This is a genomic window from Pedobacter rhizosphaerae, assembly GCF_900111155.1.
Lineage (GTDB): Bacteria > Bacteroidota > Bacteroidia > Sphingobacteriales > Sphingobacteriaceae > Pedobacter > Pedobacter rhizosphaerae.
Genome location: NZ_FOGG01000002.1, coordinates 16103 through 31420 on the forward strand (window position 1 = coordinate 16103; position 15318 = coordinate 31420).

The 15318-nt window shown below is 37.7% G+C and carries 16 protein-coding genes; 8 read left to right on the plus strand and 8 right to left on the minus strand.

Annotation, left to right across the window (positions count from 1 at the left end):
- Position 1: 1 nt before the first annotated feature.
- The 3 genes from BMX11_RS01655 to BMX11_RS01665 form a co-directional block, all read right to left on the minus strand.
- Entirely contained in the window at positions 2 to 1762 is a 1761-nt protein-coding gene (locus BMX11_RS01655; RefSeq protein ID WP_090880410.1) for an ABC transporter ATP-binding protein, read from the minus strand.
- Positions 1746 to 3482 (minus strand): ABC transporter ATP-binding protein, encoded by a 1737-nt coding sequence (locus tag BMX11_RS01660; protein WP_090880412.1) that lies wholly within the window; start codon positions 3480 to 3482, stop codon positions 1746 to 1748. Before BMX11_RS01660 ends, BMX11_RS01655 begins: the two co-directional genes overlap by 17 nt.
- A 111-nt stretch (positions 3483 to 3593) precedes the next feature.
- On the minus strand, positions 3594 to 4196 hold the full coding sequence (locus BMX11_RS01665) for an LURP-one-related/scramblase family protein (RefSeq protein WP_090880415.1): 603 nt from the start codon (positions 4194 to 4196) through the stop codon (positions 3594 to 3596).
- Between the two features lie 134 nt (positions 4197 to 4330).
- On the opposite strand from BMX11_RS01665, the gene BMX11_RS01670 reads away from it, so the two are divergent.
- Positions 4331 to 5173 (plus strand): CvfB family protein, encoded by an 843-nt coding sequence (locus tag BMX11_RS01670; protein ID WP_090880418.1) that lies wholly within the window; start codon positions 4331 to 4333, stop codon positions 5171 to 5173.
- A gap of 6 nt (positions 5174 to 5179) precedes the next feature.
- On the opposite strand, the gene BMX11_RS01675 is transcribed toward BMX11_RS01670, so the two are convergent.
- The 4 genes from BMX11_RS01675 to BMX11_RS01690 all read right to left on the minus strand — a co-directional run bounded on the left by BMX11_RS01675 (position 5180) and on the right by BMX11_RS01690 (position 9793).
- Positions 5180 to 5914: an acyl-CoA desaturase gene (locus BMX11_RS01675; protein ID WP_090880421.1), complete on the minus strand. Its 735-nt coding sequence runs from the start codon at positions 5912 to 5914 to the stop codon at positions 5180 to 5182.
- A gap of 87 nt (positions 5915 to 6001) precedes the next feature.
- Positions 6002 to 6667, minus strand: a complete 666-nt coding sequence (locus BMX11_RS01680) for an MCP four helix bundle domain-containing protein (RefSeq protein WP_090880424.1) — start codon at positions 6665 to 6667, stop codon at positions 6002 to 6004.
- A 304-nt stretch (positions 6668 to 6971) separates the two neighbouring features.
- Complete coding sequence (locus BMX11_RS01685) at positions 6972 to 8405, minus strand: ATP-dependent DNA helicase (RefSeq protein ID WP_175474445.1); 1434 nt, start codon at positions 8403 to 8405, stop codon at positions 6972 to 6974.
- 248 nt (positions 8406 to 8653) lie between these two features.
- Positions 8654 to 9793 (minus strand): putative sensor domain DACNV-containing protein, encoded by a 1140-nt coding sequence (locus tag BMX11_RS01690; RefSeq protein ID WP_090880427.1) that lies wholly within the window; start codon positions 9791 to 9793, stop codon positions 8654 to 8656.
- Positions 9794 to 9960: 167 nt separating this feature from the next.
- Between BMX11_RS01690 and BMX11_RS01695 the strand changes: the two genes are divergently transcribed.
- The 5 genes from BMX11_RS01695 to BMX11_RS01715 all read left to right on the plus strand — a co-directional run bounded on the left by BMX11_RS01695 (position 9961) and on the right by BMX11_RS01715 (position 13305).
- A complete protein-coding gene (locus BMX11_RS01695; protein WP_090880430.1) occupies positions 9961 to 10767 on the plus strand; it encodes a DUF3822 family protein in 807 nt (268 codons plus the stop codon).
- Complete coding sequence (rsmD, locus tag BMX11_RS01700) at positions 10758 to 11294, plus strand: 16S rRNA (guanine(966)-N(2))-methyltransferase RsmD (RefSeq protein WP_090880432.1); 537 nt, start codon at positions 10758 to 10760, stop codon at positions 11292 to 11294. The genes BMX11_RS01695 and rsmD overlap by 10 nt, the downstream gene beginning before the upstream one ends.
- A gap of 138 nt (positions 11295 to 11432) precedes the next feature.
- Entirely contained in the window at positions 11433 to 11894 is a 462-nt protein-coding gene (gene coaD / locus BMX11_RS01705) for a pantetheine-phosphate adenylyltransferase (RefSeq protein ID WP_090880435.1), read from the plus strand.
- A gap of 309 nt (positions 11895 to 12203) precedes the next feature.
- Positions 12204 to 12710, plus strand: a complete 507-nt coding sequence (locus BMX11_RS01710; protein WP_090880438.1) for an RNA polymerase sigma factor — start codon at positions 12204 to 12206, stop codon at positions 12708 to 12710.
- A complete protein-coding gene (locus BMX11_RS01715) occupies positions 12700 to 13305 on the plus strand; it encodes a hypothetical protein (protein WP_090880441.1) in 606 nt (201 codons plus the stop codon). Before BMX11_RS01710 ends, BMX11_RS01715 begins: the two co-directional genes overlap by 11 nt.
- 44 nt (positions 13306 to 13349) lie before the next feature.
- Here the strand turns inward: BMX11_RS01715 and BMX11_RS01720 are convergent, their stop codons facing one another.
- Positions 13350 to 13964, minus strand: a complete 615-nt coding sequence (locus BMX11_RS01720) for an NUDIX hydrolase (protein ID WP_090880443.1) — start codon at positions 13962 to 13964, stop codon at positions 13350 to 13352.
- Here BMX11_RS01720 and pyrE point away from each other — a divergent pair.
- Together pyrE and BMX11_RS01730 are read left to right on the plus strand one after the other, a co-directional pair.
- Positions 13963 to 14628, plus strand: coding sequence for an orotate phosphoribosyltransferase (gene pyrE / locus BMX11_RS01725; protein ID WP_090880445.1), 666 nt, complete (start codon positions 13963 to 13965; stop codon positions 14626 to 14628). The two genes, BMX11_RS01720 and pyrE, sit on opposite strands and share 2 nt — an antisense overlap.
- Before the next feature lie 35 nt (positions 14629 to 14663).
- Positions 14664 to 15062 (plus strand): SRPBCC family protein, encoded by a 399-nt coding sequence (locus tag BMX11_RS01730; protein ID WP_090880448.1) that lies wholly within the window; start codon positions 14664 to 14666, stop codon positions 15060 to 15062.
- Positions 15063 to 15318 lie beyond the last annotated feature (256 nt).

Genomic DNA, 15318 nt, shown 5'->3' on the forward strand with positions numbered 1-15318 from the left:
ATTAACTTACTCTTTTCCCTTCCAACAGCATATCAAGGGCATGTTTTAAGGTTCCTGCCTGTTGCACCTCTCCTTCATTCACAAAATAAATTTCATCGGCATTTTCAATGGTATTTAAACGGTGTGCAATGATCACTAAGGTGGTTTCTTTAGAAAGTTTGTTTAAAATGCTACTCAACAATTGCTCAGTTATGGTATCAATATTGGCCGTGGCTTCATCCAGAATAAGAAGCTCCGGATTGCGTAACACGGCTCTCATAAATGCAATTAATTGTTTCTGTCCCAAACTTATGCTATCTGAACCTGAAGTAATTTGTGTACTCAGTCCTTCGTCAAATATGGCGAGGAGATCGTTTAAATTAGCTTCAGCAATGATTTGCTTTAATTCATCGTCGGTAACCGCTTTGTATTGAGGATTTCCATATAAAATATTATCCTTTACTGTTCCTGTAAATAAAAAGGGCTCCTGAAGGATAAAACCAATTTTTTGTGTACGCTCTTCAGCACTATAAGTTCTGATGTCTTTACCATTTAGCAGTACAGTTCCCTTAGTTGCATCATACAATCGGGAGATTAGCGAGGCTGTAGTGGTTTTACCTCCCCCCGTTGGCCCAATTAGCGCATAGGTTTTTCCTTTTTCGAATCGCAGGTTGATGTGATGTAAAATCTCTTTGGTACCGTCATAAGAAAAATGTACATCCTTAAACTCCATTAAGGCATCAGAACTAATTTCAGAAACTTGATCAATTTGCTTTAAATCAGTCTCCAATAAAAGAATCTGAGAAATCCGGTCCCAACTGGCCATAGCTACCTGAAAACTCGTCCACAAGGCTGCCAACTGCCTTAAAGGATTATAAAAGTTTGTGGTATAAGAAATATAACTCACTAATAAACCCAGCGTAAATGAACCTTTTGAAATAAGATAAATACCAAAAAGCAATACAGTTAATTGTGCTGCACTGGACAGTAATCCATAAACGGGAACAAAAATATTGTTAGCCAATCCTGCACCAATAGCTGTTTTATAATTTTCTTTATTGGCATCATCAAATCGCTTTCTAAAGTAATCTCTGCGGTTAAAGGCAATAATCACTTTAAAATTATTAAGGCTTTCCTGAATTTCTGCGCTCATTCCCCCAACACTTTTTAAGTTGGTGGCATTTTTTCTTTTTACCCATGGGGATAATACCATGGTGAACAGGACAATAACTACTGCCGGAACCAGAGCCGCTGCTCCCAATTCAATATGAATAGAGAGGATAAAAATTCCTGCACCTATCATGGTTACAATGCTGCCAATAAATTGCATCAGCGATTGAGAAAAAAACTGATTGAGTTTATCCGTATCATTATTTACACGGGAGATTAAATCTCCGGCCTTATTCTGATTAAAGAAAGAAACTGGTAATTCCTGTAGCTTATTGAAAATTGCACTTCGCAACGTGTATAACATCCGTTGCCCTACTCCGCCCATTAATTTGGTTTGGGTATATCCGGTAAGCATAGCGAAGAAATACATTACCAATAAAATACCTCCAAAAACCAGTACACCATGATATTGCTTTGTACGGATGTACGTATCGACCGTGTGGCCCACTAAAAGTGGCCCCAGCAAAAGTAAACCTGAATTTACCAATATCGCGATCAGCGCCAGCCAAAGATTTTTCCGCTCGGCAGAAATCAGTTGAAGCAATCTTTTCAGGGCTTTGTAGGTAGACTGCTTTTCCTGCTGCGTACTGAGCTGATTAAGATTGTAGTTCATAGTTGCTGGTGCTCTGTTGTGAATGGTATATCTGAACGTATTCCGGACTGGTTTTTAAAAGTTCTTCGTGGTTTCCTTCTGCAATAACTTCTCCCTGCATCAGTAAAATAACTTTTTCATAATGGGTAACTGAGGCCACTTTTTGCGTAACGGAAATCAAGGTTAAATTGGGGTAATTCTTTTGGATATTATCCAGAATACGCTTTTCCGTATTGTAATCAACCCTTGCCGTAAAATCATCCAGCAACAGTATTTTCGGATTAACAGCCAGCGCCCTGGCTAACATAATGCGCTGTTTTTGCCCCCCAGAAAGGCTGCTTCCCCGCTCCGAAACAATAGTATTTAATTTATCTGGCAAAGCATCAACAAAATCTCTAAGTTCTGCTGTTTCTATCGCCTTGGCTAAAGATTCATCTGTAACGGTATCGCTGAAAGCAATATTTTCACGAATGCTCATATTGAAAATGATGCTATCCTGAAATACAAAACCTACCTGCCTGTGGAAATTCTCCTGGTTATATTCATTGATTGGCTTACCATCAAAAAGTACCTCCCCACTATCGGCATTGATTAATCCGGTTAAAATATAGAGCAGTTGTGTTTTACCCGCAGCTGTTGGGCCAATAATTGCTGTTCTGGAGCTTGCTTTGGCACTGAAGGAAATTGCTTTTAAAACAGGTTTCTGACCAAATGATAGAGAAATATCTTTCGCTTCCACGGCTCCAATCAAATCTAGCTGAATAGTTCCCGGATGTTTAATTTCCGCTGCATTTAAAACCGACTCGATACGCTGATAGGAGGCGGTAGCCTGCGCAATTACGTTACTCATAAAACCAATAACCAGAATAGGAAAGATGATAAGCGCCAAATAGCTGTTAAAAGCAGTGAATTCGCCAAGGGTCATTGAATTGGTAATGACAAAATGCCCGCCCAAAACCAAAATACATAAGCCAGCAAGGTTTGACACAAAAACAATGATGGGAATTAATCCCGCAAACAACCGCAAAATAGATAAGCCCAAATCTCTTGCCCGGCCATTGGCATCTAAAAATTTATGGTACTCTAACATTTGCGCATTAACTACCCGAATGAGGGCTGAACCTAAAATACTTTCGCTGATCACTTTATTTAACCAATCTATTACCTCTCTGCTCTTCTTAAACAATACCCTTACCTTGCTCAATACAAAGAAAAATGCACCCCCAATTATTGGAACAATAGCGATGACACAAAGTGCTAATTTCCAGTTAATCATGAGCAATAAGATGCTGGCTCCAACAATTAGAAATATAGAAGAAGCCATCGAAACAATCGCCTGGGAAACAAACATTTTAATCGAATCTACATCCGAAGTAAGGTTGGTAAGCAATTTAGATGGATTTGCCTGTATTACATAGGCATGGCTCTGCCTGGAAATCTGATCAGAAAGCTTCGACCTTAAATCCTTAGCTACTTTTTCTGAGGCATAGGTTTGAATGATACTCTGCAAGTAGGTAAAAAGAAATACCAATAAAATGGCTAAAGAAAACTGAATTAAAACAGGCTCTATTTTGAATGTTCCATTGGTATAGCTATCAATACCATGTGCAATAATTTTCGGCAACAATAAATTAATACCATTGCTCAATAAAGCAAATAAGATCAAAAGCAGGATTAAGCTTCTGTAAGATGCGAGTAAACTGAAAATGCTTGATTTCTTTTCCTGCTTAGGTTTTTCCATGTAATGAATCTATACCTCAAATTTAACCGTTTTATTTTAAACCCTCCCGAATACATTAAACAAAAAATGCCCGAATCTCTTCGGGCATTCCAATATATCTTATTAAAGTTGTTATTTACTCTCCTTTAATACCATATCGATAGTAATCGCTGTAGCAACAATAGCTACTTTTTGGTTACTCTCTGCATAAGTTGGATTAATAGAAACATTGTATTTATCTGCTGTGGTAAACACTTCTTTTAACGCTCCTCCCCACTTTTTACTGATTTTACCCACTTCTAAGCCATCATTATTGGTAATGGTAAAGTTCCAGGCTTTCCAGTCGCCCGTAATTTTAGCAATCTCACTGCCAGATACCGGATTTGAAATGGTAAAGGTTGGTTTAAAAAATTTGAACTTCTGTTTAATAGAACCTACTTCAACCCCGGTTGGATCGGTAACTGTAATTTTCGACATCCAGAAGGTCCAGCCTCTGTAAATCGTAGCTTGTAAAGCACCGTTAGTGTCGGTAATTTCCAGTTGAAAAGGCATCATGGCCTTGTTAATTAACAAACGCAGTACTTTATGCCAGCCACTTACGCGTTGCTTAATCATTCCAATCTGTTCTGCTTTGTCATTATAAACCTTGTACTCATTTGCAAACTTTAAAAAGTTTACTTTCTCATCAATAAAATACTCGTCGCTTAAAAAAAATGTTGGAATTTGCTGATTCATTTAGATATAATGTTTTTCGGTTAAGCCTCTAAAGTAACTAATTTTGTCCCATCTGCAAATTTAAATCTCAGCCAGCACAGAAAGATTGTTACCTTTGTACTGCATCTCATTGAAGATAATGGGATAACCACAACATGATAGAAATAGGAAAATACAACGAATTAAGAGTTTTAAGTAAAACAGAAGTCGGATTAAATTTAACAGACGGTGATAAGCTGGTAGTTCTACCCTATGTTTACGTACCCACAGGAACAGAAATTGGCGACCATTTAAATGTTTTTGTCTTTGTTCAAAAAGATGGCCGACTTACCGCCACCACTCAAAAACCTTATGCCTGCGTAGGCGATTTTGCTTTCTTAAAAGTAGTATCAGACGGAGAAGAAGGAACTTTTATGGATTTAGGCATTGATAAAGATGTATACGTTCCTGCCAGAGAGCAAAAAAGGCCCATGCAAAAAGGCTATAAATATGTCGTTTATCTTTACCTCGATGAACAAAATGATCGCCTTTGTGCTTCATCAAAACTATATGATTTTGTGGAGGAAGAAGATTTCGATTTCGAAGAAGGCGACGAGGTGAGCTTATTGATTTCCGAAGAAACAGATTTAGGCTACAATGCCATTATCAACAATAGAAACATTGGCCTGCTGTATTTTAATGAAGTTTTTGTAGATGTAAAACCAGGTGACAGACGCAAAGGCTGGATTAAAAAGATCAGGGTAGAGGGCAAAATTGATTTAACCCTTCAGCCTAGTGGCTACGGACATATCCTCGATTCTAAAGAAGTGGTTCTGAAAGAATTGAAAAAAAGTGGCGGTATTGTTGAATTGGGCGATAAAAGTACGCCAGAAGATATCTATCAACGCTTCCAAATCAGCAAAAGTGCTTTTAAAAAGACCATAGGTTCCCTATACAAAGAAAGATTAATTACCATTTCTGATGAGGAAATCAGACTCCTTGATGATCAGGGGGAATAATTTCACTTAAATATTAACAGGCTTTAGTTTGATGATCCTCATCTTATGCATCAGGATCATCAAGCCATATCCCGCATCAATTTCAAACCATTTCACTGCATTGTTAGCCCTACCCGGGTTTTTATGGTGATTATTATGGTACGCCTCTCCCCAAAAAATCAGATCAACAGGCATAATATTTCTAGAGGTATTGTTTACGGTATAATTCCTGTAACCGAACTTATGCGCCCACCAGTTTACCGCAATTCCCTGTAAAGCCCCCATGGCAAAGGTAATCGGTAAAAATAGCCACATCCACCATTGGGTAACCAACAAAGCATAAATGCCTATATAAAAAGCACCCCAGGCTAGCCTGGCAATCCAATTGTGTGCCATCTTATCAAATGCAGCCCATTCAGGCAAATCCTTTTTATATTTATCATCAACCTTTATTCTGCCTAAAAAGATACTGTTATAATTATTACGGGTTTGCCATAACAACGCAAACATATTATCGGTATACGACGGTGAATGAGGGTCTTTCTCTGTATCGGTATGCGCGTGATGTAAACGGTGCATTAAACCATAGCTGGTAGCACTGATGTAAGAAGAACCCTGAGTAATAAAACAACAGATGTAAAAAAACTTTTCCCAGGCCCTGCTCATGGTAAAATGATTATGAGCGGCATACCGGTGATGAAAAAATGATTGGAAAAACAAAGATGCGTACCAATGGATAACCAGAAAAAGGAGAATGAACATGTTTACCGTTTGTTTAATGACGAAAAATTAAACGAAGCGGTTTCTTTAGCCCTTTCTGAATAATATTAAGTTCAGCAAGATACTATTTTAATTCAGATTAAACTTATCATTCTGAATTTTAACAACGTTAGAAGCAGATACAATGCCAACGATCATAATTCCGATAGCGATTGCCAGAATAACTTGAAATGTAGAATAAATCTTCGTTCCCGAAACAAATATCCTGGAATCTTTAATCAGTTCATCCCCTACCTTCGATTGTATCTTAATCAGCGCAGATAACTTATCCAGGGTTTTAGTAGAGGCACTTTTAACCAATGTTTCATAAAGCTCTGTATTTGATCCTGCCAGCACTAAAACTTTGCCCTCCAATGCCTTTTGTGTAGCCAGTGCGCTTTTAAGATCATTTAGAAAATATCTTTCCTGCTTTACCAGTAAAGTTAACTCATACTTACTAATCACCGAATCTATTTTCTGATTGTGCTTAGACAACTGCAACAAATTAGCCTTAGAGAAATCAGTATCATCATTTAAAGCCTCCTGAAGGATGGTGTTTTTGTGATAGAGGTTTTCTGCTATAAAGTAAAGATCTGTAGCTGGAATAAGCCGGTCGTTATACATCGAAATAAAAGATTCATTGATCTTCTTAACGCTTTTATCTTCTAAAAAACGGATTAACAAAGTACAGCACATGATGCAGAAAAGCAAAAAGGCTATTTTTAACTTATTTTTAAGCGAAAAAGCAAATTTCATACAAGATTCGGTTAGCTGGTTAAGATAAGGATTTTTAAGCGGATTTCAGGCGCTTCATTAACCACCTTAGGCATCTTAGGTACCAAAGATTTAAACCCAGTCTTAGTACTAAATACTGGAAAAGTTAAAAGTGGAAAAAGTGAAAAGTTGAAAGTGGAAAGTTGAAACATATGCCCAATCTTGATACTTGATACTTGATACTAAATACTTGATACTGGAAAAGTTAAAAGTGGAAAGTTAAAAGTGTAAAGTTGAAAGAACATGCATCCAGTCTTGATACTAACTACTAAATACTTGATACTCATTAAAAGTAATCCTCCTGAGCGGTTTTCGCAAACAACTGTGGAGCAAAATTAACCAGATAAAGTTCCATTTTAGCCCGCGTTACAGCAGTGTACAACCAGCGCAAGAAATCCAGGTCAATCATTTCTTCAGTTAAATAACCTTGATCGGCAAAAACAGCATCCCACTGCCCACCCTGGGCTTTATGGCACGTTACCGCGTAAGCAAATTTAATTTGGAGGGCATTGTAATAAGGGTCTTGTTTAATGGCAAGCATCCTTTGCCGCTTATTGGCAATGTGCGAATAATCTTCATTCAAACCCTCAAAAAGCTTTTTATTTTGTTCATACGGCAAGTTGGCCGTTTCCAAATTAAGCGTATCCAGCATAACTTTACATACAATCTGGCCTGCAGATGGAAAATCTAAAAATTCCAAAGTCGCATCCGTAAAGCGAAAACCATAACGCTCTTCCTCCCCTCTAACCCGAATCACCTTCGCCATATCACCATTGGCTATAAAAGCGGTTTCATCATTATCTGGAAGCCAAAAATAATTGTTCCTCACCACCATGATCTGATCACCACCTGTAAGTTCCTCTTCCCTGTAAAGCAACCGGGCCCTAATCTGTTGATTATAAACATTGGCCGATTTATTAGATCGACAAACCACAAGCGTATTTTCTATTCCAAACTTGCGGTAAGCATATTCAAGTCCCTCTACCAACCGTGCACCCTGCATATTAAAGATATCGGTAAAAGCCTTGGTTAAAAACCTGGGCATGGGATGTTCCGGATTTTTAGCAATCTGGTTCCTCAACATCGTTGCATTGGCTAAAATACCCGACTTTTTCCCCTGCCGCACAACCTCTTTCAATTCTATGGAAGAAACAGCCAAACCGAACTTGTCCTTTAAGTATTGTTCATTCAATGCCGGACTCTCTAAACTACCCACCGGCGGAAGCTGAGCCGTATCGCCTACAAAAAGTAAAAAACAATTCTTATCGTTATACACAAACTCCAGCAAGTCTTGCAAAATAGAAGAGCCGGTTTCATTATACTCATCCGCAATCATCGAGGCCTCGTCAATAATGAACAAGGTATTTTCAGCTAAATTTGGGGCAATCTGAAACTGCAGCTCAGGCGAGGCAGCCGAACGTTTTCTATAGATGCGTTTATGAATGGTAAGTGCCTTTCTATTCGAATATTGGCTCATTACCTTCGCTGCCCTTCCCGTGGGTGCCAACAATTCGCTCTTAAGTCCGAATTGACTCAGAACCTTCACTACGGCAGCTACCGAGGTTGTTTTACCTGTTCCGGCATACCCCTTCAACACAAAACACCGGTAAGTATCCTGTTCCTGTAAAAAAACCGACATACGCTCACAGAAAAGCAGTTGCTCTTTGGTTGGGGTATGCTGGTAAGCTGATGAAATCAGTTGGCTTTTAGTATTAATCACCTAATATCTATTTCTATTTAATAACACTCTTGTTGAGAAAAGCAAAACTCTTGCCTGTTTGTTTGCGTATTCCGTCTTTCCACGTTATCTTTTTTGATGCTCACCGAAATAAATAAGCAATATCTAACCAAAAAAGGATGCTGTTGCAATACGGTTTAAATTTGGCTCAAACAGTACTACTATCCAGGCAAGCCCCAGACAAATGGCAAAGAAAAAAGCTTAGGCAGCTACTCTCAATACAGAGTTTTTTACAAAAGTAAGGTTTCAATGCGATGTGCCATAACCATATTCTGCTGTGTGCTCCAACTAAATATGGTAAAATGCCCGTCTTGAGAAGCAACCAGGCCAATAGCTTGTGGCTGATCGTTAACAAATTGCGCTACAGAAAAATGCCTGGTACCACCCAACTGACCTGGGAAAAGAATTTTATCCTCGCCATGCACAATCGGTTCAGAAAAGGCAATCTGCTCTACGGTAGGTTTACCCTTAGCGCGGCCAATTTTAGCCCCAAAGGCAATGAGATCAAAATCTTCATTAATAATTGTTGCCCCATCCACTGCTGTTAAGCCTGCTAAATGTTCAACTTCCCTCCTTAAAGCACTCTGCGAAAAGATTTCAGTTTGATTACCGCTTTGCTTAGCCAGGTTAGCCAAGCCAGAAAAAGGTGGTTCTATTAAATATTGAATGGGGTGAATAATCGATTCTTCCCATTTGGTATCATTTCTTGGTACAATAAGCAATGCCCCGCCCCTTCCATGCCCACGCATAGAAACCGAGAACTGTATCAGGATATTAATCGGATCATTCCAGCTCGCCAGTACCGTTAAATCTAATAATGCCTTTAATATTGGCGGACAATCACGGTTCTCACAACTTGTATCATCCACAATCCGGATTTGCTCTCCTTTCAGCACGGCAACATTGGTATATTTTCCTATTCCATAAATACGCCGGTGTTTAATTACAATCAAACCAGGCTCGGAAACATCAACTACAAAACAGAAATTGGGAATATTGAGTGTAGTGCCCCAGATATAAAGTTCGCCATCCTCTTCCCATACCCCTAAGTGGATTCCAGAACGTTCAATACCAGGTGCAATTTTGGTAAGCGTATTCGCATTCAGCGCCATTCGTTTGGCAAACATCAATGGTTTAGAAGTTTGAGAAGGGGGCATAAAAGCAATAGAAATGCGTGGCGAATGTCCTTCCTCCTTGCGTAAACTACTCCAAAAAGCAACGTCAATAATTTCTTCAATAATCTTTTTATGAGGTCTGGAGGCTAAATCAACTTCTCCCTGAGACTCCGCTGCGTAGTGAAGTTTCTCAAAATGTTGTTCAATAGTTGCCGCAATGGTATTCGCAGCTTTATAGGTAGGCCTGTAACTCATGTTCCGAATTTAAGCCGAATATTTCGAATTTTAATGACCTAAAAGGTTTGATTTAGGTAAAATATTTGAAAACATAAACCTTTAAAAGTTAACCCTTACCCATTTGCTTTTATAAAAAACTAAGCCTCATTTGCTGTTAATCCTTAAAAAAGTCTATTTTTGTTTCAATGAGTAATAACAGCCTTTTATTAGTTAATCCCCATTTTGAAGCTGATACATCAGAAAAATGCCATCTATTGTTAAAAATAACAAACGATAGCTTTTCTTATGCCGTGGTAGATAAAGAATCTGAGGAGATTAATATTGTTTTTGATAAACAAGGCTGTGATGATGTAGAAGGAACCATTAAGGCTGCGTTTGAGCAAGATACCTTACTATCTAAACCTTATGCTGCCATAAAAGCTGCAGTTCATACACCAAATTTTCTTTTTATCCCTGATGAGTGGTTCGATGCCGATAACTTATCTGTGTATACTAAATTCATAGGATCAGAAGCTAAAATAAACACCAAACACAATGTATCACAAGGCTTTAACACGCTATTCTGTTTAAACAACAGCTTAGAAGAAAGATTACCTGATACCACAACCTTATTCCCTCAATCAGAACCCCTTATTGCTTTATCAGGGCATTTGGCTGATACTGCGATACTCATTGATTTTACAGCCTCATCTTTCAATATTTTATATTTAAAGGATAAAAAGGTTAATTTTCAAAATCATTATGATGCAGAAACGCCAGAAGAATTCAATTACTTTTTGCTATTGATTATCGAACAGCTGGGTTTAACAGAGTCAGTACCTGTTTATTTGCAAGGTATAATCAATGAAGATGACGATCATTACAACTGTTTACTAAAATACTTCAATCAATTATATTTTTTCTTACCTGCTGGAAAACAAGATAGTGAACTTTTGGCCGATATGCCTAAACACTATTTCAGTGGCTTACTTGCTTTAGATTTATGCGAATAATTGGGGGCAACCTAAAAGGAATCCGCCTGCAGCCGCCGGCAAATTTACCCGTAAGGCCTACAACCGATATGGCCAAAGAAGCACTTTTCAACATATTAAACAATAGATTCGATATTGAAAACTGCAGCGTACTGGATCTTTTTTGTGGAACAGGAAATTTAACATTCGAATTTGCTTCCAGAAATGCACAAAGTATTTTGGCCGTAGATTTAGATTATGGTTGTGTGAACTGGGTAAAAAACACCGCAAAGAAGCATGAATTTAATCAGATTGAAGTGCGTAAAGGGGATGTTTTTAAGTTACTGAAACAAATGACGGGTGCTTACGACCTGATCTTTGCCGATCCGCCCTACAACCTCCCTAACATCCCGCAGATTCCGGTAATAGTAAAAGAACAACAGTTGCTAAAACCCGAAGGCTTATTAGTAGTAGAACACCAGAGCAATATGAAGTTGAATAACCTGGCAGGCTATACCGAAACACGTAAGTACGGAAATTCCTCTTTTAGCTTTTTTGAGTTTAGTTAAAGCACTTGCTACCCAATACTAAATTCTCAATACTTGCTACTTGATACTCAATACTTGCTACTCGATACTTGATACTTGATACTCGATACTTGCTACTCGATACTTGCTACTAAATACCCGATACTTTATATTTGACAAATGAAGATAGCGCTATTTCCAGGTTCATTCGATCCGATTACGATTGCTCACGTTAACATCTTACAGCGTGCCACCCCCTTATTTGATAAAATTATAGTAGGCATCGGCTTAAATAGCTCCAAGCAAAATTTCTTAAGCGCCGAGCAACGGGAACTCATTTTAAACACTGTTTTTACAGGGTACAAGAATATTGAGGTGCAAACCTATGAAGGACTTACCGTAGATTTCTGCAGAAAAATAAATGCCACATACATGGTTCGGGGTATTCGCTCAGCAGCAGATTTTGAGTATGAAAGAGCGATTGCACAAATCAATCAAACCATGATGCCAGAGGTAGAAACCATTTTGTTATTAAGCAAGCCCGAATATTCGGCCATCAGCTCTACCATTGTACGCGACATTTTAAGAAACCATGGAGATGTTAGCCCATTTGTACCAGCCGAGGCGCTCAAATTCCTGTAGTCATTGCAAAGTTCCAATCAATTAAGGCTCATTGAACCACTCAATGAACCAATACCTAATGAACTAATGCCCAATGAACTAATGAACCATTGCCTAATGAACCAATGGCAAATGAACTAATGAACCAATAGCAAAAAAGCAAAGAAAAAATTCTTTGCTTTTTTTATGTAACGTTTTCTGAAAGCCTATACTAATCGAGTAAATTAGTAAAAAGAAACCCATAAAATCTAACATGATTTTCGCTTTCATAAATAGGGATTACCATACAAAAAATTACGCCGTTAACTTGACCAATAAAGCTTAAGAATAATGTCTAATCATCAGGAAAAAGAATTTCTTAGGCTTATTGAAACCAATAAAGGCATTATCCATAAAGTTTCCAAAATGTATATGGATAGTATCGATGATCAGGAAGATTTATTCCAGGAAATTATTTTGCAATTATGGAAGGCTTATCCCTCGTTTAAAAGTAACAGTAAATTCTCTACCTGGATGTATCGGGTGGCTTTAAATACAGCATTGGTATACTTTAAAAAAGAAAAGCGTAAAGTAGATAAAACGCCTTTGAATGAGCAGATAGACATTGCCGACTTTAGCGACAACCACGAAAAAGAAGAAAAGCTCAGCTATTTTTACAAAGCGGTACAAGAACTAAATGCTATTGAAAAAGCCCTGATCTTCCTTTTTTTAGAAGATCAATCTCATAAAGAAATTGCACATAACCTGGGGATAACAGAAGTAAATGCCCGCGTTAAGCTAAACAGAACTAAAGAAAAATTACAACTCATTATAAAAAAGAATGGCTATGAATTTTGATGATTTAAAAAACCAGTGGGATAACGAAAAGGCTCCGGAAAAGAGCATTCCAGGCCATATATTAAGCATTAAGGAAGCTACAACACCTATTGATAATATTAGATCCAAAATGAAACAGGAATTCTTTGTTCAAATTGTCTCCCTGCTTTTAGTCGCATTTAGTCCGAGGGTATTTGGCTTCTCTCCAGAGATGAAACAAGTATTCCTAATCTTTTATGCTGTAACCTGTGGTTTTATTTCTTACTATTTTTTTAAGTTCTATGTTTTCTACAAACACTCCTACGACTTAAGCCTCGATACCCGAAAAAACCTGTTGTGGTTCTATTATGAAATGAAGTTAAATATAGAATTGTATAAAGCATTAACCTACATTATAGGGTTTATCTTCCTATCTTTTATTTCCATATATCTTTTCATGAATCAGGGAACAGTACTCCATCAGCTGGTTAGTGAAATATCAACCTTTTACATTGTATTAAACTGCTTCATCATGATTCTGGTTATTGGGGTGATTACAGAGCTATGGGCAAAATTTTACTATGGGGCAAATTTAGAAAAGATAAAAGTGATTCTGGATCAGCTGGAGGACGAATAAAAAACATTGATCTTCAGGCACTTGCCACCTGAAGATCAATAACATCAGGCAATAACGTTGCCAGCTTTGAGTACATCCATAATAGAAGGATAAGTATTGATTACTACCGGAGCAACCTGATTTTTATGCAACCAAACTGCTTTATCTATGCCCTCTTCTTTTTGAGGCACCAACTTTGGCTCACCTTTTACGGTCATTTTGTACCAGTTAGTTTTTTTGATGACCATTTTCGTACCTAAAGGATAAACATGATAGGTTTTACACAACTTCCCTTCACGCTTTAAAACCTTTATACCACACTCCTCTTCTACTTCTCTAACGGCCGCATCCTTCATGTTTTCATCATCTTCAAGCTTCCCTTTAGGTAAATCCCATTTTTTATTTCTGAAGATAAAAAGGAAATTCCCATTGGCACTTTCTACCAATCCGCCCGCAGCTTTAATGATCTCACAATCCTTCTTCAGCTTCCTGAACGTTTCTTTTGGAGATTTGGTTAAAAAAATGTAGCTTTTTTTAGACCCATTTTTCAGTTTTTTGTAAAATATTTTTAAATCAAAATCCTGAATTTCAAGCTGTTGAATTTTTTCTTTCTGCTCAGGCAAAACATCTGATATAAACAAAGTGTTATCGTTAATATAAATTCTGTAATTTTGGGCCATGTATAATAAAAGTGATATTGAATTAAAGGTAGCTGAATTTTTATTACAAATAAAGGCAATTAAATTACAACCTAATAATCCTTTTACCTGGGCTTCTGGTTGGAAATCGCCAATTTACTGCGATAACAGGGTTACCCTTTCCCATCCTCAAGTTAGAACTTACATCCGTCAGAAACTTGCACAAGCTATTCAAGAAGAGTTTGGAGCTGTAGACGTAATTGCTGGAGTGGCCACTGCTGGTATTCCTCAAGGTGTTTTAGTTGCTCAGGAATTGGGCCTTCCGTTCATTTATGTTAGATCTAAAGCAAAAGAGCACGGAACAGGAAGCTTAATTGAAGGAGAAGTAGTAGAAGGACAACGCGTTGTGGTGATCGAAGATCTAATCTCTACCGGGAAAAGTAGCTTACAAGCTGTTGAGGCTTTAAGAGCTGCCGGATTATCTGTTGCCGGCCTTGCAGCCATCTTTACTTATGGCTTTGACAAAGCGGATGAAAACTTTGCAGCTGCAAAATGTCGTTACTTAACACTTTCTAACTATGGTGCCTTAATTGATTATGCTGCCGAGCACAGCATTATTGCTAAAAGCGACATGGAAATGCTAGGAAAATGGCGTTTAAACCCTTCTGAGTGGGGTCGTGGAGAAATCATGAGCACAGAGTCTTAATCTCCAGTTCAACAATACAAAACCAATATAACATAATGACGATTATCGAAAGCGCAGTAGAAATCAATAAACCGATTAATGAAGTTTATACTTTTCTATCTAACATGAACAATCATCAGCAATTGATGCCAGAAAATATTTATAACTGGTCGTCTACTGAAGATGATGCCCAATTTACAATCCAGAATATGGCTAAATTGGCCATCAAAATTTCTAATAGAGTAGAAAATAAAGAATTAACAGCTATTCCTACTGAAAAAGCGCCTTTCGATGTAGAATTAAAGTGGACTGTAGAGGATAACGGAAATGGCGGAACAAAAGCCAAACACATTATTTCTGCTGATCTAAATATGATGATGAAAATGCTTGCATCTGGCCCGCTTCAGAAATTAGCAGATCATCAAACACAGAAACTTAAGGAAGTATTAGGATAATCCTATCCCGCTTTAAAATTGCGTAATACCCTATAATATTTGTGGCGAAGAACATTCTTCGCCTTTTTTGTATATAGAGTTTTATATAAAATATTTTCCTTCTGGAACATTCAATAGCCCCAAGCGTTTAAACATTAAGTTAGCACTCCATCAACTACCTCTCTTTTAACAAGATAACCATTAAAGCTTCTGTTTATCTTATCTGGCTTACATGGTTAAATTTTTCACCATATAAGAAATGTAAGCAGTTGTAAGT